Origin of the sequence: Microbacterium sp. 1.5R (genome assembly GCF_007667425.1) — a bacterium.
Lineage (GTDB): Bacteria > Actinomycetota > Actinomycetes > Actinomycetales > Microbacteriaceae > Microbacterium.
This window is the reverse complement of sequence record NZ_VDRC01000001.1, coordinates 1,411,424-1,436,113: the sequence shown is the minus strand read 5'-3', so window position 1 is coordinate 1,436,113 and position 24,690 is coordinate 1,411,424. Positions and strand designations below refer to the sequence as shown.

The 24,690-nt window shown below is 70.8% G+C and carries 22 protein-coding genes; 13 read left to right on the top strand and 9 right to left on the bottom strand.

All coding sequences use genetic code 11. The features are described from left to right. Positions 1 to 53: 53 nt before the first annotated feature. The 5 genes from FSY98_RS06885 to FSY98_RS06865 all read right to left on the bottom strand — a co-directional run bounded on the left by FSY98_RS06885 (position 54) and on the right by FSY98_RS06865 (position 3,609). Positions 54 to 737, bottom strand: coding sequence for a hypothetical protein (locus FSY98_RS06885; protein WP_144875189.1), 684 nt, complete (start codon positions 735 to 737; stop codon positions 54 to 56). Further along, positions 734 to 1,255, bottom strand: a complete 522-nt coding sequence (locus FSY98_RS06880) for a sigma-70 family RNA polymerase sigma factor (protein WP_144875187.1) — start codon at positions 1,253 to 1,255, stop codon at positions 734 to 736. Before FSY98_RS06880 ends, FSY98_RS06885 begins: the two co-directional genes overlap by 4 nt. Positions 1,256 to 1,605: 350 nt before the next feature. After that, positions 1,606 to 1,821, bottom strand: coding sequence for a hypothetical protein (locus FSY98_RS06875; RefSeq protein ID WP_144875185.1), 216 nt, complete (start codon positions 1,819 to 1,821; stop codon positions 1,606 to 1,608). Positions 1,822 to 1,993: 172 nt separating this feature from the next. Continuing rightward, complete coding sequence (pepE, locus tag FSY98_RS06870) at positions 1,994 to 2,728, bottom strand: dipeptidase PepE (RefSeq protein WP_144875183.1); 735 nt, start codon at positions 2,726 to 2,728, stop codon at positions 1,994 to 1,996. 35 nt (positions 2,729 to 2,763) lie between these two features. After that, positions 2,764 to 3,609, bottom strand: a complete 846-nt coding sequence (locus FSY98_RS06865; protein ID WP_222119121.1) for an IclR family transcriptional regulator — start codon at positions 3,607 to 3,609, stop codon at positions 2,764 to 2,766. A gap of 159 nt (positions 3,610 to 3,768) precedes the next feature. Between FSY98_RS06865 and FSY98_RS06860 the strand changes: the two genes are divergently transcribed. From FSY98_RS06860 to nhaA, 10 genes are all read left to right on the top strand, one after another. Next, on the top strand, positions 3,769 to 4,782 hold the full coding sequence (locus tag FSY98_RS06860) for an ABC transporter permease (RefSeq protein ID WP_144875181.1): 1,014 nt from the start codon (positions 3,769 to 3,771) through the stop codon (positions 4,780 to 4,782). Then, positions 4,769 to 5,671 (top strand): ABC transporter permease, encoded by a 903-nt coding sequence (locus tag FSY98_RS06855; RefSeq protein WP_144875179.1) that lies wholly within the window; start codon positions 4,769 to 4,771, stop codon positions 5,669 to 5,671. The genes FSY98_RS06860 and FSY98_RS06855 overlap by 14 nt, the downstream gene beginning before the upstream one ends. A gap of 23 nt (positions 5,672 to 5,694) precedes the next feature. Further along, positions 5,695 to 7,260, top strand: a complete 1,566-nt coding sequence (locus tag FSY98_RS06850; RefSeq protein ID WP_144875177.1) for an ABC transporter substrate-binding protein — start codon at positions 5,695 to 5,697, stop codon at positions 7,258 to 7,260. A gap of 91 nt (positions 7,261 to 7,351) precedes the next feature. Beyond that, the gene (locus FSY98_RS06845) at positions 7,352 to 8,638 is read left to right on the top strand and encodes a M20 family metallopeptidase (RefSeq protein ID WP_144875175.1); all 1,287 of its coding nucleotides are present in this window, start codon (positions 7,352 to 7,354) and stop codon (positions 8,636 to 8,638) included. 28 nt (positions 8,639 to 8,666) lie between these two features. Beyond that, positions 8,667 to 9,620, top strand: coding sequence for a DUF1177 domain-containing protein (locus tag FSY98_RS06840; RefSeq protein ID WP_144875173.1), 954 nt, complete (start codon positions 8,667 to 8,669; stop codon positions 9,618 to 9,620). 64 nt (positions 9,621 to 9,684) lie between these two features. After that, a complete protein-coding gene (locus FSY98_RS06835; RefSeq protein ID WP_144875171.1) occupies positions 9,685 to 11,364 on the top strand; it encodes an ABC transporter ATP-binding protein in 1,680 nt (559 codons plus the stop codon). Then, positions 11,361 to 12,035 (top strand): AroM family protein, encoded by a 675-nt coding sequence (locus tag FSY98_RS06830; RefSeq protein WP_144875169.1) that lies wholly within the window; start codon positions 11,361 to 11,363, stop codon positions 12,033 to 12,035. The genes FSY98_RS06835 and FSY98_RS06830 overlap by 4 nt, the downstream gene beginning before the upstream one ends. A 150-nt stretch (positions 12,036 to 12,185) precedes the next feature. Beyond that, the gene (locus tag FSY98_RS06825; RefSeq protein ID WP_313955856.1) at positions 12,186 to 14,630 is read left to right on the top strand and encodes a glycosyl hydrolase 2 galactose-binding domain-containing protein; all 2,445 of its coding nucleotides are present in this window, start codon (positions 12,186 to 12,188) and stop codon (positions 14,628 to 14,630) included. A gap of 70 nt (positions 14,631 to 14,700) precedes the next feature. After that, complete coding sequence (locus tag FSY98_RS16665; RefSeq protein ID WP_186307650.1) at positions 14,701 to 14,874, top strand: hypothetical protein; 174 nt, start codon at positions 14,701 to 14,703, stop codon at positions 14,872 to 14,874. 70 nt (positions 14,875 to 14,944) lie between these two features. Further along, positions 14,945 to 16,195, top strand: a complete 1,251-nt coding sequence (nhaA, locus tag FSY98_RS06820) for a Na+/H+ antiporter NhaA (protein ID WP_144875165.1) — start codon at positions 14,945 to 14,947, stop codon at positions 16,193 to 16,195. 18 nt (positions 16,196 to 16,213) lie between these two features. Here nhaA and FSY98_RS06815 read toward each other — a convergent pair whose 3' ends face one another. The 3 genes from FSY98_RS06815 to FSY98_RS16660 all read right to left on the bottom strand — a co-directional run bounded on the left by FSY98_RS06815 (position 16,214) and on the right by FSY98_RS16660 (position 19,983). Next, positions 16,214 to 17,866: a RecQ family ATP-dependent DNA helicase gene (locus FSY98_RS06815; RefSeq protein WP_144875163.1), complete on the bottom strand. Its 1,653-nt coding sequence runs from the start codon at positions 17,864 to 17,866 to the stop codon at positions 16,214 to 16,216. A gap of 117 nt (positions 17,867 to 17,983) precedes the next feature. After that, positions 17,984 to 19,051 (bottom strand): spore photoproduct lyase family protein, encoded by a 1,068-nt coding sequence (locus FSY98_RS06810; RefSeq protein ID WP_144875160.1) that lies wholly within the window; start codon positions 19,049 to 19,051, stop codon positions 17,984 to 17,986. 80 nt (positions 19,052 to 19,131) lie between these two features. Beyond that, complete coding sequence (locus FSY98_RS16660) at positions 19,132 to 19,983, bottom strand: hypothetical protein (RefSeq protein WP_186307570.1); 852 nt, start codon at positions 19,981 to 19,983, stop codon at positions 19,132 to 19,134. Between the two features lie 50 nt (positions 19,984 to 20,033). Here FSY98_RS16660 and FSY98_RS06800 point away from each other — a divergent pair, with 50 nt between their 5' ends. Then, positions 20,034 to 21,020 carry an alpha/beta fold hydrolase gene (locus FSY98_RS06800; protein ID WP_144875157.1) on the top strand — a complete coding sequence of 329 codons (987 nt, stop codon included), beginning with the start codon at positions 20,034 to 20,036 and terminating at the stop codon, positions 21,018 to 21,020. A 42-nt stretch (positions 21,021 to 21,062) separates the two neighbouring features. On the opposite strand, the gene FSY98_RS06795 is transcribed toward FSY98_RS06800, so the two are convergent. Next, entirely contained in the window at positions 21,063 to 21,644 is a 582-nt protein-coding gene (locus tag FSY98_RS06795; protein WP_144875155.1) for a sigma-70 family RNA polymerase sigma factor, read from the bottom strand. 213 nt (positions 21,645 to 21,857) lie between these two features. On the opposite strand from FSY98_RS06795, the gene FSY98_RS06790 reads away from it, so the two are divergent. Together FSY98_RS06790 and FSY98_RS06785 are read left to right on the top strand one after the other, a co-directional pair. Further along, positions 21,858 to 22,964 (top strand): LacI family DNA-binding transcriptional regulator, encoded by a 1,107-nt coding sequence (locus FSY98_RS06790; RefSeq protein WP_144875153.1) that lies wholly within the window; start codon positions 21,858 to 21,860, stop codon positions 22,962 to 22,964. Then, a complete protein-coding gene (locus FSY98_RS06785; protein ID WP_222119120.1) occupies positions 22,961 to 24,586 on the top strand; it encodes an FAD-dependent oxidoreductase in 1,626 nt (541 codons plus the stop codon). Before FSY98_RS06790 ends, FSY98_RS06785 begins: the two co-directional genes overlap by 4 nt. Positions 24,587 to 24,690: the final 104 nt, after the last annotated feature.

The window sequence follows — 24,690 nt, the reverse complement described above, 5'->3', positions numbered from 1 at the left end:
CACAACCCGGGGTCTCGGCGATGAACCGGGGTCTCGGCGGTGGGAGGTGCTTCTCAGGCGAGCCAGGGGGCGCGGCGTACGAAGGGAAGCGTCGACCACACGGTGCCGAGGCCGGCGAAGCGTCCGGCGCCGAGCGCGGCGAGCAGCCAGCCGAGCAGGACGTACACGAGATGCTCGTCGATGATCGGATTGTTGGCGAGGGGCAGCGCGCTGAGGTAGATGCCGCCCATGACGAAGGAGCCGCCGAGGGCCGCCAGCCACAGGCAGACGCCGGTCACGAGGGCGGCGCCGACCGCGCCGAGTCCGAGCATGAACAGCGCATCGACCAGGGGGTTCCCGGCCATGGCACGGAAGACGCCCGACAGTGCTCCCTCGGTGTGACCGAGGTACCCGGCGCTCGGGGACTGACCGGCGAGCACCGAACCCGCGGCCGGTGTGGCGAGTCCGAGGCCGAACAGCTTGTCGATGAACGCCCAGAGGTAGACGAATCCCAGGGCGATGCGGGTGAGGGGCAGCAGCACGCGCACGGACGTGCTCGGTCGCGCGGCGGGCACATCGACGGTCGAGGGGGCGGCGGTACGGCTGGCGGATGCTGAGGCTGACATGGTTCTCCGGTGTGGGGGTGGGATGGGACGGGAGGGGATGGCGATATGAGCCTCGTCACCGCGCCGGTCGACCTCGTCCAGGTCTCCGAGCACGGAGGCGGCATCCTGGTAGGCGCGGGTGTGTCGGGTCACGACAGCATCCCCCTCTCCTGCAGGGCGACGCGCAGCGCGCGCATGCCGTAGTGCAGCCTCGACTTCACGGTGCCTATCGGGATGCCGAAGTCGGTCGCGAGCTGCGCGACGCTGCGGCCGCCGTGGTAGGCGCCGCGGATCACCGCGCTGTGGTCGGCGGGGAGCGTCGACAGCGCCTCCGACACGATCCAGCGATCGAAGAGGCGGTCGGTGTCGTCGTCGCCTGCCGATTCCGGCATCCGGTCGACGGGGATCTCGCGGCGATGCCGGGCGCTGCGCAGCTCATCGGCGACGAGGTTGCGGGCGACGCGGCACAGCCAGGCGCGGATCACCGGCTCGGGTCGGTTGAGGATCTCGGGCCGTTGCCAGGCGCGGAGCAGTGTCTCCTGTACCACGTCGTCGGCGGCGGCGGCGTCGTACGGCATCCGGATGATGAAGCCGCGCAGCATGCCGGAATAACGGTGGTGGATGTTCCGGAGGAGCTCGTCGGCGTCTGTCGACGAATTCCCCGTGCTCATGCGCAGCTCCTCGCGCGGAAGGTCGTGGACCGGTCCGCGTCATCCTGTCGGCCGGAGGGCGTCAGGACGCACTCTCGGAGAAGAGACGCGGATCGGCGAGGAAAGGTTCAGATCATGTCACATCGTCGTCGCCGCTGTCACCGCCGCTGTCGCCGTCAGCCGTCGCGGTCGCGCTCGGCCGGACAGACGAAGAGCCCGCGTCGATGACGTGCCGCAGTGCACCGAGACCCCGGTCTCGCGACGAGACCCCGGGTTGTGGACGTCCACAACCCGGGGTCTCGGCGGCGAACCGGGGTCTCGGCGACGACGCGCGGGTCGGCGACGAGCCGCGCGGTCGGTTCGCCGCGGCGTCAGCCGCCGGACGGGTTCTCGAGGGGCTTGCCCTCGTCGTCGGTGGTCTGGTCGTCGAGGGTCTCTCGCACGTCGTCGGAGTCGTCGGAGTCGTCCGGCCCGTCGGTCTCCCCGGTGTACCGCTTGTCGCCGGAGTCGTCGGGCGCCCCGCCCGACGCCGTGTCGGCCTCTTCGTCGGAACCGGGCGTGCCCTGCGTGTTCGACGGATCGCTCATGTCGTCCTCCTCTGCTCGTTGTTCGTGCTCGACGTTCGGTCGTGTCGACGACACTAGGACCGGTCTCTCCCACGGGTCAGGGGGTTGACGGTGTCGGGTCGCAGTGCCACGCTTCCGCGCGGCGCGCGGCGCGCGGCGCACGCGGCCGACGCGGCCCTCCGGGCAGGTGGCGTCAGGCGGCGTCGAACCGCGGTCGACGGGTGAGCAGCGCGCTGACGTCGCCCGACACCTCGGTCGGTGCCGAGCCGCGCTCGAACAGCACCGCCGGTCCCGGTGCGCGGGGCGATACGGCCGTGCCGCCGATCTGCGCCACGTCGCCGCTCACGTGCAGCCACGTCCCCTCGCGGAGCCCGAGCACAGCGGCGTCGTTCTCCTCGAGGAACTCGGTCAGTCGCTGCTCTCTGGTCTCGCCGTTGTGCGTGCTCGTCGGATCCGCGTCGATGTAGTGCGGGTTGATCTGGAACGGCACGAGACCGAGCGCGTCGAATGACGGCGGCTGCACGATCGGCATGTCGTTGGTCGTGCGGATGGTCTGCCCGGCGATGTTCGTCCCGGCGCTCGCACCCATGTACGGCATGCCGCCATGCACCCGCTCGCGCAGCGCATCGTCGAGTCCGGTCGACTGCAGGCGCGCGAGCAGGCGGAACGTGTTGCCGCCGCCGACGAACACGGCCTCGGCGCCGGCGATCGCGGCAGCCGGATCCGCGTGCCGATGCACGCCGTCGACCTCGATGCCGTGCGGTGCCAGCGCCCGGCGCACCGTCGCGGTGTAGGCGTCGTGGTCGGCGAGCGCGTAGGGCACGAACGTCAGAGCCCGACCGGCGAGGTGCGCGCGAACGGGCTCGATCGCGTGGGCGAGGTAGTCGTCGCCGTGGTTGGTCGAGTTCGAGAGCAGGAGGAGGTGCACGAGGGTCCTTTTCAGACGGGGGTCTCGGGGTGCGATCAGGAGCGGTCGAGCGCGGGCCGGGGCGATCGCGACCGGCCTCGCCGCCAGTCGCGGTGCGCGCGGGCCTGGTTGCTCGCCAGCAGGGAGGCGAACTGCTCGGCCGCGGCCTGCAGCGCCGGCAGATGGTCGTGCAGGTCGTCGTCGTAGTCGTAGATCTTCGGTTCGACGAGGGTGAGCGATCCGATCGGCTTGGCGCCGATGCGCACGGGCACGGCGATCGCCCTGGTCGTCGCGTCGTACTCGCCTTCGGAGTACGCCCATCCGGCTTTGTACGTCTCGCGCAAGAGCCCTTCGAGGGCGTCTTCGTCGACCTCCGTGATCTCGGTGTACCGCGCGAACGGACGGCCGGCGAGCATGTTGCGCCGCACGAGAGGGTCGAGGAACGCGAAGTAGGCGCGAGAGGTCGCTCCGGCGTGCGCCGGGTACAGGTCGCCGACGAGCGGATGCGAGCGCACGGGGCCGCTGAGGCCGTCGACCGCCGCGATGCACCGCACGTAGAAGCCGTCCGGCACGGTGAAGGTGGCCGTGCGGCCGGTCGCGGCGGCGAGCTCGGCGATGACCTGTTCCGCCAGTCGCGCCAGACCGCCGCCGCGCTCCCAGAGGGCAGCCATGTGCCACAGGGCGGGGCCGAGGCTGTATCGCCGCGTGTACGGATCGGCGGTGAGGAAGCCGCGGCTGGCGAGGGCGGCCAGGAGGCGCTGACCGGTCGACTGATTCAGTTCGAACGCCTCGGCGAGCTCGGAGACCCCCCAGTCGGTGCGGGTGTCGCTGAAGGACAGGAGGATCTGCAGTGCGCGATCGACGGTCTGCAGCGGGGACCCGCCTGTGGACGCTGTGTTCACCCTGACCTCCGGAGATTTGGTCGCAAACATAGCAGCCCCATCCGAAATCTGATCGTAACTTGCACATAGTGAGATGAGCTTGCACTCTCCGCGACGCGGCGCAGAGACTCGTCCACATCCCGGTCCCGAAGCCGGGTGTCCCGATCCTCCGAGGAGAACATGCGTTACGTCCTCCGCCGCATCCTGGCGATGATCCCCGCGCTGCTCGGCGTGCTGGTGATCGTCTTCCTGATCACGCGTGTGCTGCCGGGCGATCCGGCCCGCACGCTCGCCGGCGAGCAAGCAGACGCGAGCACGGTCGAGCGCATCCGCGAGCAGATGGGTCTCGACCAGCCGCTCCCGGCGCAGTTCGTCGACTACGTCACCGGCCTGTTCCGCGGCGATCTCGGATTCGCCTGGCACACCGGGCACCCGGTCGCCGAGGACCTGCTGACACGTCTCCCGGCCACGATCGAGCTGGCGCTCTTCGCGCTGGGCATCGCCATCGTCATCGGTGTGCCGCTCGGCATCGCCAGCGCCGTCCGCCGCGGCAAGGTGGTCGATCAGATCACCCGCGTGATCACGCTCGCCGGCGCATCCATGCCGCTGTTCTGGCTCGGACTGCTCGTCATCTTCGTGTTCTACTTCCAGCTCGGGATCGCTCCGGCGCCGACTGGCCGCATCGGCAACGGCATCAACCCGCCGACCACGGTCACCGGGATGTACGTGCTCGACAGCATCCTCTCCGGCGACATCGTGGCGCTGGGGTCAGCCCTCTCGCACATCATCTGGCCGGCCATGGTGCTCGCCACCGGGGGCCTCGCGATGATCTCGCGGATGACGCGGTCGGCCACGCTCGAAGTGCTCGGCCAGGACTACGTGCGCACCGCCGTGTCGAAGGGGCTCTCGCCGCTCGTCGTGGTGGGCAAGCACGCGTTCCGCAACGCCTCGCCCGCCGTCGTCACCGTGATCGGGCTCGAGTTCGGACAGCTGCTCGGCGGAGCGGTGCTCACCGAGACGATCTTCAGCTGGCCGGGCGTCGGCTCGTACGTCACGCAGTCGATCCTCGCCACCGACTATGCACCGGTGCAGGCTTTCACGGTGCTCGCTGCGGCGATCTACCTCGTGATCAACCTGCTCGTCGACCTTGCCAATGCCGCGATCGATCCGAGGGTCCGCTATGCGACGAAGTGACCAGACCCAGACCCCGACCCAGTCCCGCACGCGCCGCGTCGGCGGCGACGGCACCGGCGTGCTCCGCCTGCTGCTGCGCAACCGACTCGGCATGGTGGGCCTCGGCATCATCCTGTTCTGGACCGTCGGCGGACTCCTCATCGGCGTGCTGAGCCCGTACGGGGCCGCGCAGACCGGTGCCGGCACGCTGCTCGACGCCCCCAGCCTCGGTCACCTGTTCGGCACCGACAACTTCGGTCGCGACGTGCTGACCCGCGTGTTCGAGGGCGCACGCATCTCGCTGTGGACGGGACTGATCGCTGTGGCCCTCTCCGTCGTGATCGGCGTGCCGCTCGGCGGCATCGCCGGGTACGTCGGCGGCGTCACCGGGGGCTTCATCATGCGCGTCATGGACGTCATGCTCGCCTTCCCCTCCCTCGTCCTCGCGTTCGCCATCGCCGCCTCCCTCGGGCCGGGCGTCGGCAGCGCGATGATCGCGGTCGGCATCGTCGGGATCCCCGAGTTCGCCCGCATCACGTACGGCCAGACGCTCGCGCTCACCCAGCGCGAGTTCGTCGAGGCAGGCCGCGCCCTCGGGCTGCGGAACCACACCATCCTGCTGCGTCACATCGTGCCCAACGCGCTCGCACCGATCGTCGTGCGCATGGCACTCGGCATGGGATACGCCATCCTCACCGCCGCATCGCTGAGCTTCATCGGGCTCGGCGCGCAACCGCCCACACCCGAATGGGGCGTGATGATCAGCGACGGACGTGGCTACATCATCAGCGGCGAATGGTGGCTGACCCTCTTCCCCGGCCTCGCGATCGCCACCTCGATCCTCGGCTTCAACCTCTTCGGCGATGCGCTCAGAGACGTGCTCGACCCACGCCTGCGCACCACCCAGTGACCCCCCACCCCAAGGAGAACGACATGCGGAAGCTCACCCTCCCCGCCCTCGCCGTCACGGCGATCCTCCTCGCCGGCTGCAGCGCCAACGCGAACAGCCAGAACGGCGAGGCCGACACCTCGGCATCCCTCACCGTCGCCTTCTCGGAAGGCGGCACGACGCTCAACCCGTCCGAGGCGAACGACGTCACGAGCGACACGTTCGTCGTGGCCGCCTACGACCAGCTCGTGACCTACGCCACCGACGAGGTCGACGGCAAGCTCACCGCCCAGACCGACGAGATCGAGCCGATGCTCGCCACCGAGTGGGAGGTGAACGACGACGCGACCGAGTACACGTTCACGCTGCGCGACGACGTGACCTTCCAGAGCGGCAACGAGCTGACCTCCGCCGACGTGGTCGGCAGCCTCGACCTCATCAAGGCGTCGGCGAGCGCCAGCTTCCTCTACGGCATGGCCGGCATCGACAGCTACGAGGCGATCGACGAGCACACCGTCACGATCACCCTCACGGGTCCGAACCACCTGTTCCTGCAGATCCTGCCGATGTACTCGTTCTCGATCGTCGACACGAAGCTCGTCGAGGAGAACGGCGGGGCCGAGTGGCTCAGCACCAACACCGCCGGCTCCGGACCGTACGTGATCGAGTCGTGGGACCCGTCGACGCAGGCCGTGCTGTCGCGCAACGACGACTACTGGGGCGAGGAGCCCGCGGTCGCCGACGTCACGGTGCGCTTCATCACCGAGGCCTCCAACCGCGTGCAGCTGCTCAGCCGCGGCGAGGTCGACGTCGCGACCGAGCTCCCGGCGAAGGACGTCGCGTCGCTCGAAGACACCGACGGCGTCGTGATCGACTCGCGAGCCAGCAACAAGATCCTCTTCTTCGCGATGAACAACGCCGTCGCACCGTTCGACAACGAGAAGGTGCGCGAGGCGATCAGCTACGCGATCCCCTACGAGTCGCTCATCGACGACGTCATGCAGGGTCAGGCGAGCCCCCTGACCTCGGCGGTGCCGAGCTCGATGCCCGGATTCGACGACAGCACCTACGGCTACGAGCACGACCTCGACAAGGCGAAGGCGCTGCTCGCGGAGGCGGGATATCCCGACGGCTTCACGTTCGACTTCACCCTCGGCGGCGGGTTCCAGGACTGGTCCGACGACGCCGTGCTGATCCAGGCCGAGCTCGCGAAGATCGGCGTCACCATGAACATCAAGAACATGGCGCGCGCGCAGTTCCTCGAGGCGCTCGACACCAAGCAGGTGCAGGCATACATCTCCCGCTGGACCTCGTTCGTCAACGACCCGCAGTACCACCTGGGCCTGCTGATGACGACCGACACCTCGAGCAACTACATGAACTACTCGAACCCGCAGGTCGACGAGCTGTGGCAGAAGGCCGCGGCCGAGACCGATGCCGACGTGCGGGCGGAGTACTACAAGGAGATCCAGGAGCTCATCACGGCGGACGCGCCGTGGGCGTACCTGTACGAGTACAACATCGTCGTCGGCCTGCACGAGGGCACGGAGGGCTACACCTCGTACCCCGACGGCATCATCCGGTTCGCTCAGCTGAGCGTCCAGGGCTGACACCCCCTTCCCGGCCGGGGCGCCCGAGCCCCGGCCGGGGCACCACCACTCGACGCGACATCAGAACACGAGACGAGAGAAGACGCACACGATGGACACGGCAGCGTGGGAGCAGCGGCTCCTCGAGGAGATCGACCGGCGATCGGATGAACTGCTCGAGCTCGCCGGCGCGATGATCCGCATCCCCAGCGAGAACCCGGCGGGCGACTGCACCGAGATCGCCGACTTCACGGCGGCCTGGCTGCGCGAGCGCGGGCTCGACGCCGACGTGATCGGGGATGCCGCCACGGGCCGCCTCAACGTGCTCTCCCGCAGCGGCGATACCGCCGCCGGCGACCGGCATCTCGTGCTCACCGGACACTACGACGTCGTGCCCGTCGGCGACACGGCACGCTGGAGCTTTCCGCCGTTCGCGGGCGATGTGGTCGACGGATACCTGCGCGGCCGCGGCGCGAGCGACATGAAGGCCGGGCTCGCCGGTGCGCTCTTCGTCTACGGCCTCCTGGCCGAGCTCGGAGTGCCCGTCGCCGGCTCACTCACATTCCTCGGAGTGTGCGACGAGGAGACCGGCGACCGCGGCGGCGCCGACTGGGTGCTCGAGCAGGGCTACCTCGACGGCGTGACCGCCGGAGTGATCGCCGAGCCGGCCGAACGCTCGCACCCCACGATCGGTCAGAAGGGCAGCAACTGGTTCCGGATGATCATCGACGGCAAGCCGGGCCACGGCAGCCTGCAGCCGCTGCACGGCGTGAGCGCCAACCTGCTCGCCGCGAAGGCGATCGTCGCGCTGCAGAAGCTCTGGGACATGACGCCGAACGCCCCGGAGGACGTCCGCGAGCTGATCGCCGAATCGAAGGCGTACGCCGAGGAGCGCGAGGGCTACGGCGCCGGCATCGGCGACGTGTTCGAGCACGTCACGATCAACATCGGCAGGATCTCGGGCGGCACCTCGACCAATGTCGTCGCCGACCGCGCGATCGTCGAGGTCGACACCCGCGTGCCGATCGGCCTCACCCGCGAGCAGGTCAACGACCGCATCCTCGAGATCCTCGCCGAGGAGGGCATCGAGGCGACCCTCGAACCGCTCGGCTTCCGCAGCGAGCCGAACTGGACGCTCCCCACCGACCCGATCGTCGAGACCCTGATTGGCGCTCTCCGCGACATCAGCGACCCCGAGGCGAAGGGGGTGCTGCAGTGGGCGTCGTCCGATGCACGCACGTTCCGCAGCCACGGCATCCCCGTGCTGCAGTACGGGCCCGCCGAGCTCGCCACCATCCACGGCTTCGACGAGAAGGCGCCCGCGGCCGACGTCGTGCTCGCCGCCAAGGTGTACGCCGCCACCACGCTCCGCTACCTCGGCCTGCACTCAGCGGCCTGATCCTCACACCCCACCGGAAAGAACCCCCATGCTCAACCACGTCCTCCCCGTCGTCGACCTGCTCGACTCCCCGTCGGCCTCCGGCGCATCCCTCGCGGAGCACCTGCGCACCTTCGCTCCGGCCGACGCCACGATCGAGGTGGAGACGGTCTCCGCCGAACGCGGAGCGACCGACTTCGTCCGCGTCGTGATCCCCGGCACCGCCGGCCGCAGCACGGGCGGCGCCGCCCCGACGCTCGGCATCATCGGCCGCCTGGGCGGCGTCGGCGCCCGCCCCGAGCTCATCGGCCTCGTGAGCGACGCCGACGGAGCGGCCGCCGCGCTCGCCGCCGCCGCCAAGCTCCTGCAGATGGCCTCTCGGGGCGACCGCGTCGCGGGCGACGTCGTTGTGTGCACGCACGTCGACCCCGACGCCCCCACCGAGCCGCACGACCCGGTGCCGTTCATGTCGTCGGCCGTCGACATCGCGACCATGAACGAGAACGAGGTCACGGCCGACATGGACGCGATCGTCTCGATCGACACGACCAAGGGCAACCGCATCCTCAACCACCGCGGTGTCGCCATCTCACCGACGGTCAAGGAGGGGTACATTCTCCGCCCGGCGCCCGACCTCGTCGGCGTGCTCGAGACCGTGTCGGGCGAGCCGGCGAAGATCCTCCCGCTCGCGCAGCAGGACATCACGCCATACGGCAACGACCTGCACCACGTGAACTCGATCCTGCAGCCCGCGGTCGCCACCTCGGCCCCGGTCGTGGGCGTCGCGCTGACCACGGTGACCGCGGTCGCCGGCTGCGCCACCGGAGCGAGCCACGAGACCGACATCGCACTCGCCGCCCGCTTCGCGGTCGAGGTCGCGAAGGGCTTCGGCACCGGTCAGGTCGCGTTCCACGACGAGGCCGAGTTCGCCCACATGCTCGCGCTCTACGGAGACAACCAGCGCTTCCAGACGCTGGGCGCCCCCGCGGTCGCCGCTGTCTGACGGCATCCACCCCGGCCGCCGCCTGCCCTACCCGTCCTTCCGCCACCCGCACCGAGGAGAACCCATGACCGAGCTGCTGCGCATCGAAGGCCTCCGCGTCGAGATCCCCACCTCGCGCGGCCTCGTCGTGCCCGTCGACGACGTCTCACTCGAGATCCGCGCGGGCGAGATGCTCGGGCTCGTGGGTGAGTCGGGCAGCGGAAAGAGCATGACGGCCATGTCGATCCTGCGCATGCTGCCCACCCCGTCGGCGACGGTGTCGGGGCGGATCCTGCTGGAGGGGGAGGACCTCGTCGCCGCGCGGGAGCGCCGCCTCCGGCAGGTGCGCGGGGATCGGGTCGGCACGATCTTCCAGGAGCCGCTGACCGCGCTGAACCCCGTCTTCACGATCGGCGACCAGCTCACCGAGCCGCTGCGTCGGCACCGAGGCATGGGCCGCGCAGCGGCATGGCGCCGGGGTGTGGAGCTGCTCGACATGGTCGGCATCCGTCGCCCCGATCGCATCATGACCGACTACCCGTTCCAGCTCTCCGGCGGCATGCGGCAGCGCGTCATGATCGCGATGGCAATGTCGTGCGAGCCGACTCTGCTGATCGCCGACGAGCCGACGACCGCGCTCGACGTGACGACCCAGGCGCAGATCCTCGACCTCATGGTCGGCCTGCAGGAGGAGCACGGCACCGCGATCCTGCTCATCACGCACGACCTCGGCGTCGTGGCGCAGAGCTGCCAGCGCGTCGCGGTCATGCACCAGGGCTCGCTCGTCGAGACCGCCGAGGTCACCGAGCTGTTCGAGAACCCGCAGGCCGAGTACACGAAGCGGCTGCTGAGCTTCCGCCCGCCGGCGATCACCGAGCCGGTGCGCGAGCGCATCGAGACGGCGCCGTCGGCGCAGCCGCTGCTCGAGGTCACCGACCTCGTCAAGCACTACACGCGCGGCCGAGGGCGCAAGGCCGAGACCATCCCCGCGATCGACGGCGTGAGCTTCTCGGTGGATGCCGGGCGCACCCTCGCGATCGTCGGGGAGTCGGGCTCCGGCAAGTCGACGACCGGCCGCGCGGTGCTGCGCCTGATCGAGCCGACGTCGGGTGCGGTGCGGTTCGACGGTCGCGACGTGCTCGGCATGGGCCCAGACGAGCTGCGCCGGTGGCGCAGCGACGCGCAGATCATCTTCCAGGACACCTATGCCTCGCTCGACCCGCGCTGGAAGGTGGGCGACTCGCTCGACGAACCGCTGCGCCGGCACACGTCGCTCAGCGCCTCGGACCGCCGCGACCGCGTGGTCGAGTCCCTCGAGCTCGTGGGGCTGCAGGCCGACCACGCCGGTCGATTCCCGCACGAGTTCTCGGGCGGTCAGCGCCAGCGCATCGGCATCGCCCGCGCCCTCGTGCTCCGTCCGCGTCTCGTCGTCGCCGACGAGCCGGTGTCGGCGCTCGACGTGTCGGTGCAGGCGCAGGTGCTCGAACTCATGCGCGAGCTGCAGGACACCCTGGGGCTCACCTACCTCTTCATCACGCACGACCTGTCGGTGGTCGCCGAGATCGCCGACGACGTGCAGGTCATGCACCTCGGCCGCATCGTCGAGCGCGGGGCCGTCGGCGACGTGCTGCGTGATCCGCAGCATCCGTACACCAGGGCGCTGCTCGCGGCCGTGCCGCCGTCCGACCCGCGCTCCGCCTGGACCCGCGAGCATCGCCGACAGGTGATCGCCGAGGGGCTCGCCGCCGCCGAGGCTCCGGCATGACCGACCTGCTCGCGCTCGTGACGATCGGGCAGTCGCCGCGGGTCGACGTGCTGCCCGACCTGCTGCCCGCCCTCGCGGGTCAGCGCTACGCCGAGTACGGTGCACTCGACGAGGCGACCGCCGCCGAGCTCGCGGCCATCGCCCCGCGCGACGGCGAAGTGCCGCTGGTGTCGCGCATGCGCGACGGCTCGCGGGTGTCGATGGTGCACGGGCGCGCGCTGCCGTTCATCGCCGCGGCCGTCGAACGGGCGGCCGCCGATGGCGCGGGCGCCGCGCTGCTCATGTGCACGGGGCACTTCGAGCCCTTCGAGACGTCCATCCCCGTGTACGCGGCCGAGCCGCTCGCGCAGGAGGCCATCGCCGCGACCGTCACCGGCTTCGGCGTCCTGAACCCGGTGCCCGAGCAGGTCGAGGAGTCGAGGGGGCGGTGGGAGGCCCGCGTGGGAGGGCGCGTGCCCGTCGCCGCTGCCGACCCGTACACGGCGAGCGATCGGATGCTGGCCGCCGCCGCCCGCGAGCTGGCCGCGGCCGGCGCGACCTCGATCGTGCTCGACTGCTTCGGATACTCCGCGGCCATGGCCGCCGTCGTGCACGCCGCCACGGGGTTGCCCGTGCACCTCACGCGGACGATCGCGGCGCGGGCCGCGCTCGCCGCCCTGCACGCGGACTGACGGGAATCCCGCCCGGATCCGACGACCTCGGCGTGGCCGTCCGGTCGATGCGTCTCGCCCGCGTTGACTGGAGGAGCAGATGTGCGCCGACGCGGTCTCCCGGTGGTGCGCGACGCATCCCCCGAGCCGTGACCGATGAAAGGCGCCCCTGTGACCGTCTCCCGACGACCCCTGCACGACGGATGGACCGTATTCGCGGAGCGAGGGCCTGTTCCTCCGTCCGTCGCCGAGGCCGGTGCGATCCCCGCACAGGTGCCGGGCAGCATCCACACCGACCTGCTCGCTGCGGGGCTGATCCCCGACCCGTACCTCGACGAGAACGAGAAGACCCTGTCGTGGATCGGCCTCGTCGACTGGACCTACCGCACCACGGTCGAGGGGGCGGAGACGGATGCCGAGCACCACGACCTCGTGTTCGCCGGCGTGGACACCGTCGCGACGATCCGCCTGAACGGCGTGGAGATCGCGAGCGTGCAGAACATGCACCGTCCGCACCGCATCGACATCACCTCGGCGCTGCAGGCAGGGGACAACGAGCTGGAGGTGGCGTTCCGGTCGCCGGTCCGCGCCGCCGACGCGGCGAGTCTCGCGCTCGGCGCCCGCCCGCACGCGAACCACCACCCGTACAACGCGCTGCGCAAGATGGCCTGCAGCTTCGGATGGGACTGGGGCATCGACACCGCCACATCGGGCATCTGGCGCCCCGTCGCGCTCGAGAGCTGGTCGGGTGCCCGGCTCGTCGAGGCGCTGATCGCGGGTGACGTCGTCGAGGGCGTGCCGCGGGTGCGGGCCACGGCATCCGTCGACGGAGTCGTCGAGGGTCTGCGCGCGCGGCTCGTCGTGGCCGGGGCCGAATTCGAGGGCGAGGTGCGCGGCGGCACGATCATGGTCGAGGGCGACGTGCCGTCTGCCGACCTGTGGTGGCCGCGGGGTCACGGCGCGCAGCCGCTGTACGACGCGACGCTCGAGCTGCTGCGCGACGGTGAGCCGATCGACGAGCATGCGCGGCGCATCGGCTTCCGCTCGGTCGAGGCCCGGCTCGAGGAGGATGCGGACGGCATCGGGTTCGCGATCGTCGTGAACGATCGGGTCATCGAAATCCGCGGTGCGAACTGGATCCCCGACGATGCCTTCCCGCACCGCGTCGACCGCGCGCGCTACGCCGAGCGCCTCGCTCAGGCGGAGTTCGCCGGCCTCAACCTCATCCGGGTGTGGGGCGGTGGCATCTACGAATCCGACGACTTCTACGCCGAGTGCGACGAGCGCGGCCTGCTGACCTGGCAGGACTTCCTCTTCGCGTGCGCGGCGTACTCCGAGGACGAACCGCTGTGGACCGAGGTCGAGTTCGAGGCGCGTGCGGCCGTGACCCGGCTCGCCTCGCACCCGTCTCTCGTGATCCTCAACGGCAACAACGAGAACATCTGGGGCCGCCAGGAGTGGCGCTGGGAGGGACGCCTCGACGGCCGCACCTGGGGCGCCGGGTACTACTACGAGATGCTGCCGGCGATCGTCGGCGACCTCGCCCCGCACGTGCCGTACACGCCGGGCAGCCCGTTCAGCCCCGACCGCGATGACCGCCAGAACGCCGCGGAGCGCGGCACCATGCACGTGTGGGACACCTGGAACCGGAAGGACTGGACCCACTACCGCGACCACCGTCCGCGGTTCGTCGCGGAGTTCGGGTGGCAGGGCCCGCCGACCTGGAGCACCCTGACCAGGGCCATCGGCGACGACCCGCTCACACCCGAATCACCGGGCATGATCGTGCATCAGAAGGCGATCACCGGCAACGACAAGCTCACCGACGGCCTCGTGCCGCACCTGCCGCTGCCGAACGACATGGACGACTGGCACTGGGCGATGTCGCTCAACCAGGCGGTGGCCGTGCGGACGGCGATCGAGTGGTGGCGCTCGCTCGCCCCGTACAACACGGGCACCGTCACCTGGCAGCTCAACGACTGCTGGCCGGTGACGTCGTGGGCCGCCGTCGACGGCGACGGACGTCGCAAGCCGCTGCTCTTCGCGCTGCGGGCGGCGAACGATCCCCGGCTGGTGACGATCCAGCCGGGCGACGACGGGCTCGCCCTCATCGCGACGAACGACACCGACGAGGAGTGGGCGGCCGAGTTCGCGATCGCCCGTCGGTCGTTCGACGGAGCGGCGCTCGCCACGCAGACCTGGTCGGTCGTCGTGCCGGCGCGCGGCATCGAGCGGGTGCACCTCGACGCCGACATCGCGACGGCGCAGGATGCCGCGGGCGAGCTCATCCGTGCGACCGCCGGCGCTGCGCGTGCCGACTGGTTCTTCGCCGAGCCGCGCGACTCGTCGTTGCCGGCCGCAGCGACCGAGGTCGAGGCGCAGCGTACGGACGACGGATGGGCGGTCGATGTCACCGCCCGCACGCTCGTGCGCGACCTCACCCTGCTCGTCGACCGCATCGACCCCGCGGCCGAAACCGACGAGGCCCTCGTCACGCTACTGCCGGGTGAGACCGCGCGGTTCACGGTGCGCGGGGCGGCGGATGCCGAGGCCGCGGCGTTCGCGGACCGGCTGGTGCTGCGGTCGACGAACGACCTGATCACACGCGAGTCCTGACCCCGTGGCGGTCCGATCGGCGGCGAGGAAGTCCTGCCGGTCGGACCCGCCCCGGCGGTAGAATGGGGGCATGCCTCCCCGTCCGATGCCGGCCCGCCTGCGCGCTCCGCGCCTGCTGGCGTCGGCGACCCCGATGGTCGCGGGCGAGAAGGTCGTCATGCACCCGGGGACCAACGGGTGGACGAGCGTATGGGGCACGCTGTCGCACGGCGAGATCGCGGGCTGCCCGCCGCCTCGGAACTGACGCACCGCCGACCCCGGTGGGTGGTGCGCGTGCATCCGTGTCGTCTCCTCCCTCCGTGAGATAGGTCTCCATGTCTTCGTCGTCCTCTTCCCGTATCGCCCCGCACGAGCTGTGGCGTGGTGTGCGCTCCACCGTCCGCAGCGACGTCACCGCCGGCGTGCTGCTGCTCGCGGCGACCGTCGTCGCCCTGATCCTCGCCAACAGCCCGGCATCGAGCTGGTACACGATGGTGCGCGACTTCACATTCGGCATCCCCGAGCTGCACCTGGAGCTGTCGGTCGGCGCGTGGGCCGCCGACGGGCTGCTCGCGATCTTCTTCTTCGTGGTCGGGCTCGAGCTCAAAGAGGAGTTCGTCTCCGGACGCCTCCGCGACCCCCGCGCCGCCGCGCTCCCGATCGCCGCGGCGGCCGGTGGTGTCGTCGTCCCCGCCCTGATCTTCCTGCTCTTCACCGCCGGCGATCCGGTTGCCGCCGCCGGCTGGGCGATCCCCACCGCCACCGACATCGCGTTCGCGGTGGCCGTGATCGCGGTGGTCGGCCGCTTCCTGCCCCCGGCCCTGCGCGTCTTCCTGCTGACCCTCGCGATCGTCGACGACCTCATCGCCATCACGATCATCGCCACGGTCTACACCGAGACCATCCACCTGCCCTGGCTCGCCCTGGCGCTGCTCCCGCTCGCCGGCTTCGCCGTCGCGGCCCAGCGCGGCGTGCGTGCCTGGTGGATCCTGCTGCCACTGGCGCTCGCCACCTGGGTGCTCATCCACGCCTCGGGGGTGCACGCGACCGTCGCGGGCGTCCTGCTCGGGTTCACGGTGCCGGTGCGGCCGACCGCCCGCGCACGGGTCCGTATCGATCGAGGCGGGAAGGAACCCGTCTGGGAGGGGCTCGCGCCGCACTGGGCCGACCGCTGGGGTGTCGTCGCCACGGTGTTCGCCGTGCCGGTCTTCGCCTTCTTCTCGGCGGGCGTCGCCATCGGCGGCATCGACGGACTCCGTGCGGCGTTCCTCGATCCGCTGACCCTCGGCATCGTCGTCGGGCTCGTGGCGGGCAAGCCCATCGGCATCCTTCTCACGACGTTCCTGATGACGCGCCTGCCCTCGCTGCGCCTCGACCCGTCGCTGCGCTGGTTCGCGTTGACCGGCATGTCGTTCGTCGCCGGTATCGGCTTCACCGTCTCGCTGCTCGTCGGCGAGCTCGCCTACGGCACGGCGTCGGCGGCCGACGAGCACGTCAAGATCGGCGTGCTCGCGGGATCGCTCGTCGCGGCCCTGATCGGCGGATCGCTGCTCGCAATCAGCGACCGGCGGGCTCGGCGAGCGTGAGCGCTCCGCTGCTCGCGATCAGCGACCCGCGGGCTCGGCGAGCGTGAGCGCACCGCTGTCGATCGCGGTGAACGAGAGCACCTTGTAGCCCTCCGACGCGAAGTAGACGGTCGCGCGATCGGCCTCCACGCCCGTGACCGTGCCCTCGCCCCAGTCGCGGTGCCGGACGCTCTGGTCGAGCGTGACGGGTGCGTCGGCGATCGCGGCGGCGTCGTCGGCGGCGGACGATGCGTCGCGCTGCTCGCAGCGGTCGCAGTTGTCGCACCAGGCGGGGCCGTCGACCCCGAAGTACTCGAGCAGCACCCGTCGGCGGCACTGCGTCGTCTCGGCGTACGCCCGCATCATGGCCAGTCGCGAGTCGGCGATGCGCTCGCGGGAGTCCAGGGTCTCGCGTACGGCCTTCGCCGCCGTGGCTGCGGTGACCGGACGGATCAGCCGCACGCCGTCGGCGGTGTCGACGACGCCCGCATCGACGAGGTCGTTCACGAGGCGGGTGACCGTGCGCGTCGGCTTGTCGAGGTCGACCGCAAGCTCACGGATGGTGCGGCCCGGCTTCGCGGCGATCGCGGAGCGCACTGCGCGGATATCGGTCGTGCGCACCGACCGCCTCGTGAAGAAGCGTCGCAGCCCGAGGTCTTCGGGGCGGTAGTGCAGAGCCGTGGTGGCCGGCTCGCCGTCGCGTCCGGCTCGGCCGATCTCCTGGTAGTAGGCGTCGAGCGACTCGGTGACGGTCGCGTGCAGCACGAAGCGCACGTCGGCGCGGTCGATGCCCATGCCGAAGGCGGAGGTGGCCACGACGACGTCGAGGGTGCCGTCGCGCCAGCGATCCTGCACGTCGCGGCGCTCGGCGGCCTTGAGACCAGCGTGGTACGCCGCCACGCGGCGGCCGTCTGCGGCGATCTCGTCGGCGTAGCTCTCGGCCTCGGCGCGGGTCGCGACGTAGACGATGCCCGGCGCCGTCCAGGTGCGGGCCTCCTGCACGACGGCCGCCTTCTTCTCGGCGTCACTCTCGTGACGGTGCACGACGAGACGGATCTCGGGGCGGTCGACGCCGTGCACCTGCACGTCGACGTCGGTCATCGCCAGCTTCTCGATGATCTCGGCGCGCACCGGCTCTGAGGCGGTCGCGGTCATGGCCAGCACCGGCGGGTTCCCTAGGTCGCGACGCACATCGCCGAGGCGCGCGTAATCGGGGCGGAAGTCGTGCCCCCACGACGACACGCAGTGCGCCTCGTCGACGACCAGCAGGCTGACGCCGGCGGCGGCGAGGCGCGATACGGTCTCTTCCTTGGCCAGCTGCTCGGGGGCGAGCAGCACGTACACCGGTCCGCCCGCGTCGATGAGCTCCCAGGCATGGGCGGTGTCGCCGGCCGACGTCGAGCCGTTGAGGGCGACGGCCGGCGGTGCGGCCGGAGCCTCGCGGATCGAAGCGAGCTGGTCGGCCTGCAGAGCCACGAGCGGTGACACGACGAGCACGACACCACCGCGCTGCGCCCCGGCGACCTGGTACACGGCCGACTTGCCGCCGCCCGTCGCGAGCACGAGGAGCGTGTCGCGTCCCGCGGCCGCCGACGCGATCGCCTCCCGCTGACCGGGCAGCAGCTCCTCCCAGCCGAAACCGTCGCGGGCGATGTCGTCGACGGAGGGTGCGGACGTGCGGGAAGAGCTCATGTCTGCGACGGTATCCCCGCGCCCCGGTTCACGCGCGAGCCTTGACATCCGGGTGCCGGCGGCGCAGGGCATCCGCTCGTCGGTGCCGCGCGTCGAGTTCCCCGGTGATGCGCTCCGCTAGAACGCGTAGCGGATGCGGCACGACGGGAGGTATCGGGCGACGAGCTGCGTGAAGGTGTCGACGTGCCGGCGCTTCAGGTCGGCGCGGTACCGCACGTTGACGGCGCCGTTCTGCGACACCTTGGCCTCCTGGGTCGCGGGCGTCCAGAGCAGATCCTCGGCCTTCGGGTGCCAGCCGAGGTTGACCTCGTGCAGCCGTTCGTTGTGGGTGAGGAAGATCACCTCGGCCGCGAGCTGTCGCTTCGTGGCCGGAGACAGCACATCGTCGAGGTGCACGAGCAGCTCGGTCCACTCCTCGATCCAGGTGGGCGTCACGATGATCGGCGAGAAGTTCAGGTGCACCTCGTACCCGGCCTCGACGAAGTCGTCGATCGCCGCGATGCGCTCCGCGATCGGCGAGGTGCGGATGTCGGTGACCTTCGCGAGCGCGGCGGGCATGAGCGAGAAGCGGATGCGCGTGCGCCCGAGCGGGTCCCAGTCGAGCAGGTCGCGGTTGACGTACTTGGTCGCGAACGAGGCTTTCGCCGTGGGGTGCATGCGGAACAGGTCGCAGACGTCGCGCACGTTCTCGCTGATCATCGCGTCGACCGAGCAGTCGCTGTTCTCGCCGATGTCGTACACCCAGGCGTCGGGGTCGCACTGGTTCGGCTCGGTCTTCGGTCCCTGCTTGCTGATGTGCCGTGCGAGATGCGCGGTGATGCGGTCGATGTTCGTGAACACGGTGACGGGGTTGCTGTAGCCCTTGCGCCGTGGCACGTAGCAGTAGGCGCAGGCCATCGCGCAGCCGTTCGCGAGAGAGGGGGCGATGAAGTCGGCCGAGCGGCCGTTGAGCCTCGTGGCGACGCTCTTCTTCTCGCCGAGCACGAGCGCTTCGGTCTTGATGCGCACCCACCGGGCGACGTTGCGCTCGTCGCCGTGCACCTCGGGGATCTGCCAGTGCGACTCGACCGGCACGATGGTCGCGTCCGGCCACCGCGCGATGATCTCCTGCCCGCGGGACGAGCGCGCGGCATCCGGCTCCGCATAGATCCGCCTCACGTCGAGCAGGGGAGACGTCGATCGCATGACACCTGTCTACTCCCGGCCACCGACATCGTCAGGCCGGGCGCAGGGAGCCCGCGGTGATCGAGAAGGGGAGGAATCGCTCAGGCGTCGAACAGCGCGCGCATCTGAACCACGGAGCGCCCGTGGGCGAGCTGCGCGACCCGCGCGGCGATCTCGGAGTGCACCTGCACGACCGTCGCGCCGTGCGACATCCACCTGCCGCCGGACGCGGTGAGCTCGAGTCCGGGTGAGAGCTCGGCGTCGGGGAGCGCGTCCAGCCGGGCTGCCGTCCCCGCCGCCGTCCGAGCCGCGACCGCGAGCACGCCGACGATCCAGGCCTCGCCCAGCGCGTGCGGTCGGATCGAGGCGATCGGCCCGCCGGCGCCGCGGAACACCTGCAGCATGGTGTCGGCCCGACGCACGACCCACGCCTCCCCCTGGAACGTGAACTCGCAGGCGACGTCGGCGTGCAGGGTGACCTCGGCTCCGAGATGGCGGAGCGCATCGACGCAGGGGGCGCTCAGCAATCGCCCGTCGAGCTCGCGCTCACGACGGCGCAGCTCCGCCCGGTGCTTCTCGCGCGCGATCGGCGCGTACTGCTCCTCGAGCGCCCGGCGATCGGGCTTGTCGCCGCGGGCGAGACGGTCGAACAGCCACGCCGGGTCGATCTGCACGAAGTAGCGGAAGAAGATCTCGACCGGCCCGCGCCGGAGCGGGCGGTCGGCGACGAGCAGCCGCACCCCGTGATCGACCGACCAGACCGCCGCCGTGTCGACGTCGACGACCGCGATCCACGACCAGCCGGGGGATCTGATCTCGGGCGAGGAGCGCTCGATCGCCGCGCTGAGCAGCGTCCCACGCGGCACGGAGATGACGCCGGCGTGCGAGACGACGTCGTCGCCCATCGCGACGCTGTCGCGGTCGACGCGGAGGTCGATGGGGCGGCGGAGCATAGGTCGAGCCTAACCAGGGGGAGGTCAGCTCGGACTGGCAGGGTGGAGGGGTGACGAACGAACCCGGCAGGCCAGAGATCATCGTCGAACACGTGACCTCGCCGTCGGCGACGACCCGGGTGACGCGCGTGACGACCACGGCGGCGGCCGGTCGCGAGCCCTTCGTGCTGGTCGCGGGCATCGGCGTCGCGGCGAGCTACTTCGAGTTCCTCGCCCCCACGCTCGCGCAGCGCGGCGAGGTCTACGCTCTCGATCTGGCCGGGTTCGCCGGCGTCGCCAAGCCTCGCGGCCGCACGCCGTCGATCGGCTTCTTCGCCGACCAGGTCGAGGCCGTCCTCGACCACTACGACCTGGTGTCCCCCGTGCTCATCGGGCACTCGATGGGGTCGCAGATCGTGACCGAGGTGCTGACGCGAAGGACCGACCTGCGCCACGCGGTGCTCGTGAGTCCCGTGGTCGACGAGCACGAGGCCACGGTGTTCCGGCAGGCCCTGCGGTTCCTGCAGTCCTCGTTGCGCGAGTCGCTGCACCTCGCCATGATCGCGGTCTCCGCCTACATCCTCTGCGGCCCGCTCTACTTCCTGCGCGTGCTGCCGCACATGCTCCGCTACCGGATCACGGATGCCGTCGGCACGCTCTCGACGCGGATGCTGTTCATCCGCGGCGAGCACGATGCGACCTCGTCCCGACGCTTCCACTCCCGACTGATCGCCGCGTGCCCGTCTGCCTCACGGTGGGAGATCGAGGGGGCGGCGCACTCGATCATCAACGCTCATGCGGTGGGCGTCGCGGAGCTCACCATGCGGCATCTCGACGACGACCTGCCGGCGAAGGGGCGGATGTCGGACGAGGAGGCGCTCACCCCGCCACCCGTGCGGACGGATCTGGCGATGATCCTCGGTGCGGTCGTCGCCCGGGTGCGGGAATGGATCAGTGCGCTGCGCGGCGACGAGGCCGGGGTGGCCGAGGCGAAGGAGGATCATGCGCAGATCCTCTGGCGCGCGTACCGGGCAGGCGCGCGGCAGGACCGGGACTGACGTCACGCGGTTCCCGGCGCGCTCCGGCGGATACCGGCATGCTCAGGCGGGTTCCGGCGTGCTCCGGCGCGCCAGAGCAGCAGCCTCACGCGAGCGCTGGGAGTGGTCGTGCAGGCCCGAGAGCCCGGCCCGCGTGTGCGACCTCACCGCGGCGATGGTCTGTGCCGTCCGCGCGGCGATCTGGTACTGGGTCAGTCCGGCGTAGTAAGCGAGGGCGATGCACTGCGACTGCTCGGGCGGAAGGCTCCGCATGGCCTCGCTGAGTCGGTCGGCATACGACTCCTCCGCGGTCTCCGTGTCGACCTCGGCCGCCACGGCCGCCCGCAGGTGCGCGATCGCGTAGCGGTGCGCGATGCCGCACAGCCACACGGCGATGCCGTCGGGGGAGGAGTCGTAGTCGGCGGCGTGCTGCCACGCGTGCAGATAGGTCTCCTGCAAGACCGCCTCGGCCGCCGGCCGGTCGCGCACGACGCTCAGGATGAGGCCGAACACCTGCGCAGAGGTGAGGTCGTACACCTGGGCGAGCGCTGCCTGTCCGCCTGCGGCCGCTTCGGCCATCAGTCGGCGCTCCGTACCCCGCGCGGCATCCTCACCGGAGGAGGGGAGCGGAGGGGAGGTTTCCATGATCCGATGCTCCCAGCTGACTCGAAGTCGCGCGCCTGCTTGAAACAGGGGGCGAAAGGTGGTAGCGGCGTGACCCGCCGATCACGGCTGACGTCGGCGGCCGCGTTCCGCTGCCCTCGGCATCCGCGCTAATAATGCGTATTATCACGTTGACCATCGCGGTCCTCTGTCGCCAGAGTGAGGGAACACCCCGCAGGCGATCAAGGAGGATCGATGCCGCACCACCGTTCGACGCAGGCCGACGTCGCCGCTCTCGCCGGCGTCAGCCAGGCGACCGTCAGCATCGTGCTGAGCGGGCACACCCCGAAGGGCGTGCGCATCTCGGAGGCCACGCGCAACCGGGTGCTCGAGGCGCTCCGGATCACGGGGTACTCGGCCAACCCGGTGGCGCAGCGCCTCGCCGGCGGCAAGAACCAGCTGCTCGGCGTCTTCACCTACGAGAAGACGTTCCCCCGCGGTGGCCGTGACTTCTACGGCGCCTTCCTGAACGGCATCGAGGAGGCGGCCGAGCAGCTCGGCGTCGACATGCTGCTGTTCACCTCGGCGCGCGTGGTCGACGGACGACGCCGGCTGGCGGGCGACGGGTGGCAGCGGCTCGGCATCGCCGACGGATGCCTGCTGCTCGGCCAGCAGGAGGACCGCGACGAGCTGCAGCACCTGCTCGACACCAACTACCCGTTCGTCTTCATCGGCAAGCGCGACAGCGACAAGCACCTGCTGCCGTACGTCGGCGCCGACTACGTCACGGCCACCGCCCGGCAGGTCGACCGACTGCTCGCCCTCGGCCATACGCAGATCGCCTACGCGGGGCCGCGCGGCGACGACCAGCCCACGCGCGACCGCATCGACGGCTACCGCGACGCGATGGCGGCGAAGGGGCTCGCGCCCCTGTTCCTCGACCTTCGCGACGCCGTGCGCGGCGCGGCTGAGATCGCCGAGCGCGGCCTCACCGCCGTCCTCCTCGCGCCCGAGAACGACCCGGACGAGCTCATGGACGCGATCGAGGGCAGAGGTCTGGCGGTGCCTCGTGACGTCTCCGTCGTACTGCTCGGTCAGCCGCACCTGCCGCTGCGCCGCGGCCGCCGCTGGTCGGGCTTCTCCGTGCCCCGCGAAGAGATGGGCGCCCGCGCGCTCGTCCTGCTCTCCCGCATCGTGCACCAGGATGCGGAGCCGACGCGCCGCTCGTCTGGACGCCCGTCGACGGCGCTCCGGCTGACGGATGCCGACTACCACCAGATCATCGACTGTCCTGACGTCGAGGGCGACACCGTCGCACTCGCCCCGTCTCTCACCCGACCCTTCGAAAGGAACCCTTCGTGACAACGCGAGAACTGACCACCGACATCCTCGTGGTGGGCGGAGGGCTCGGCGGCGTGGCCGCCGCCCTGGCCGCCGCCGACCGGGGTGCCCACGTGATCCTCACCGAGGAGTACCCGTGGATCGGCGGCCAGCTCACCTCGCAGGCGGTGCCGCCCGACGAGCACCCCTGGGTGGAGGAGTTCGGCATCACCGCCCGCTACCGGCGGCTGCGCGACGGCATCCGAGAGGTCTACCGCCGTCGATACCCGCTGACGGATGCCGCGAGAGACCGCGCCGACCTGAACCCCGGTGCCGGGTGGGTGTCGAAGCTCTGCCACGAGCCGCGCATCGCGGTGGGGGTGCTGGAGGAGATGCTCGCGCCGCACCGGTCGACGGGTCGCATCCGACTGCTCGAACGCACGCGACCCGTCTCCGCCGACGTCAACGGCGACCGCATCACCCGCGTCACCCTGCGGTCCGAGGTCGACGGCGAGACCGTCTCCGTCACCGCGCAGTACGTGCTCGACGCCACGGAGACCGGCGAATTGCTGCCGCTGTCGGGCACCGAGTACGTGACCGGTTTCGAGTCGCGCGCAGAGACGGGCGAGCCCAGCGCCCCCGACGAGGCGCAGCCCGCCAACGTGCAGGCGCTCAGCGTGTGCTTCGCGATCGAGCACGTCGACGGCGACCACACGATCGAGCGTCCGGCCGACTACGAGTTCTGGCGCGACTACCTCCCAGAGGCCTGGCAGGGCAGCCGGATGCTGTCATGGGAGGCGCCGAATCCGCGCACCCTCGAGATGGGCACCAGGGGGTTCGACCCGAACCCGGGCGACGACGTCGCCGAGGTCGACGCCGACCAGTCGCGCAACGCCGGCGACGCGAACCTGTGGACGTTCCGCCGCATCGCCGCACGCGACCAGTTCGAGGCGGGCTTCTACGAGAGCGACATCTGCCTCGTGAACTGGCCCAGCATCGACTACTTCCTCGCCCCGGTGCTCGACGTCCCGCGCGACGAGGAGCTCGAGCACTATCGGCGGGCCCGGCAGCTCTCGCTGTCGATGATGCACTGGATGCAGACCGAGGCGCCGCGCGCCGACGGCGGCACGGGGTACCCCGGCCTGCGGCTGCGCCCCGACGTGATGGGGTCCGACGACGGGCTCGCCCAGGCTCCGTACCACCGCGAGTCGCGCCGCATCAGGGCCCTCACGACAGTGACCGAGAACGACGTCTCGTACGACGTGCGCGGCGACGAGGGGGCGACCAGGTACGACGAGTCGGTCGGTGTCGGCATGTACCGCATCGACCTGCACCCGTCGACGGGCGGCGACACCTACATCGACGTGGCCTCCACGCCGTTCGAGATCCCCCTCGGAGCGCTCATCCCGCAGCGCACCGCCAACCTGCTCGCGGCGAACAAGAACATCGGCACGACCCACATCACGAACGGCTGCTACCGGCTGCACCCCGTGGAGTGGAACGTCGGCGAGGCGGCCGGGCACCTCGCCGCCTATTGCGCCGCGACGGGCACGACCCCGCACGAGGTGCACGGCGACGCCGCGCTCCTCGCCGACTACCAGCGCGAGCTCGAGGCCGCCGGGGTCGAGCTGCACTGGCCGGAGGGGCGCGTCCATGCCTACTGAGACATCCACCGACTACCCACCCGAATCACCGCACAGCCGCCCGAATCACAGCACTGCCCACCCGAATCACCGCACTGCCCACCCGAATCACAGCACCGCAAGGA

Excerpts from the sequence above, each read along its gene's own strand:
- FSY98_RS06880 (WP_144875187.1), bottom strand. The coding sequence starts at position 1,255 with ATGAGCACGGGGAATTCGTCGACAGACGCCGACGAGCTCCTCCGGAAC.
- FSY98_RS06875 (WP_144875185.1), bottom strand. The coding sequence starts at position 1,821 with ATGAGCGATCCGTCGAACACGCAGGGCACGCCCGGTTCCGACGAAGAG.
- FSY98_RS06860 (WP_144875181.1), top strand. The coding sequence starts at position 3,769 with ATGCGTTACGTCCTCCGCCGCATCCTGGCGATGATCCCCGCGCTGCTC.
- FSY98_RS06855 (WP_144875179.1), top strand. The coding sequence starts at position 4,769 with ATGCGACGAAGTGACCAGACCCAGACCCCGACCCAGTCCCGCACGCGC.
- FSY98_RS06850 (WP_144875177.1), top strand. The coding sequence starts at position 5,695 with ATGCGGAAGCTCACCCTCCCCGCCCTCGCCGTCACGGCGATCCTCCTC.
- FSY98_RS06845 (WP_144875175.1), top strand. The coding sequence starts at position 7,352 with ATGGACACGGCAGCGTGGGAGCAGCGGCTCCTCGAGGAGATCGACCGG.
- FSY98_RS06840 (WP_144875173.1), top strand. The coding sequence starts at position 8,667 with ATGCTCAACCACGTCCTCCCCGTCGTCGACCTGCTCGACTCCCCGTCG.
- FSY98_RS06835 (WP_144875171.1), top strand. The coding sequence starts at position 9,685 with ATGACCGAGCTGCTGCGCATCGAAGGCCTCCGCGTCGAGATCCCCACC.
- FSY98_RS06830 (WP_144875169.1), top strand. The coding sequence starts at position 11,361 with ATGACCGACCTGCTCGCGCTCGTGACGATCGGGCAGTCGCCGCGGGTC.
- FSY98_RS16665 (WP_186307650.1), top strand. The coding sequence starts at position 14,701 with ATGCCTCCCCGTCCGATGCCGGCCCGCCTGCGCGCTCCGCGCCTGCTG.
- nhaA (WP_144875165.1), top strand. The coding sequence starts at position 14,945 with ATGTCTTCGTCGTCCTCTTCCCGTATCGCCCCGCACGAGCTGTGGCGT.
- FSY98_RS06815 (WP_144875163.1), bottom strand. The coding sequence starts at position 17,866 with ATGAGCTCTTCCCGCACGTCCGCACCCTCCGTCGACGACATCGCCCGC.
- FSY98_RS06810 (WP_144875160.1), bottom strand. The coding sequence starts at position 19,051 with ATGCGATCGACGTCTCCCCTGCTCGACGTGAGGCGGATCTATGCGGAG.
- FSY98_RS16660 (WP_186307570.1), bottom strand. The coding sequence starts at position 19,983 with ATGCTCCGCCGCCCCATCGACCTCCGCGTCGACCGCGACAGCGTCGCG.
- FSY98_RS06795 (WP_144875155.1), bottom strand. The coding sequence starts at position 21,644 with ATGGAAACCTCCCCTCCGCTCCCCTCCTCCGGTGAGGATGCCGCGCGG.
- FSY98_RS06790 (WP_144875153.1), top strand. The coding sequence starts at position 21,858 with ATGCCGCACCACCGTTCGACGCAGGCCGACGTCGCCGCTCTCGCCGGC.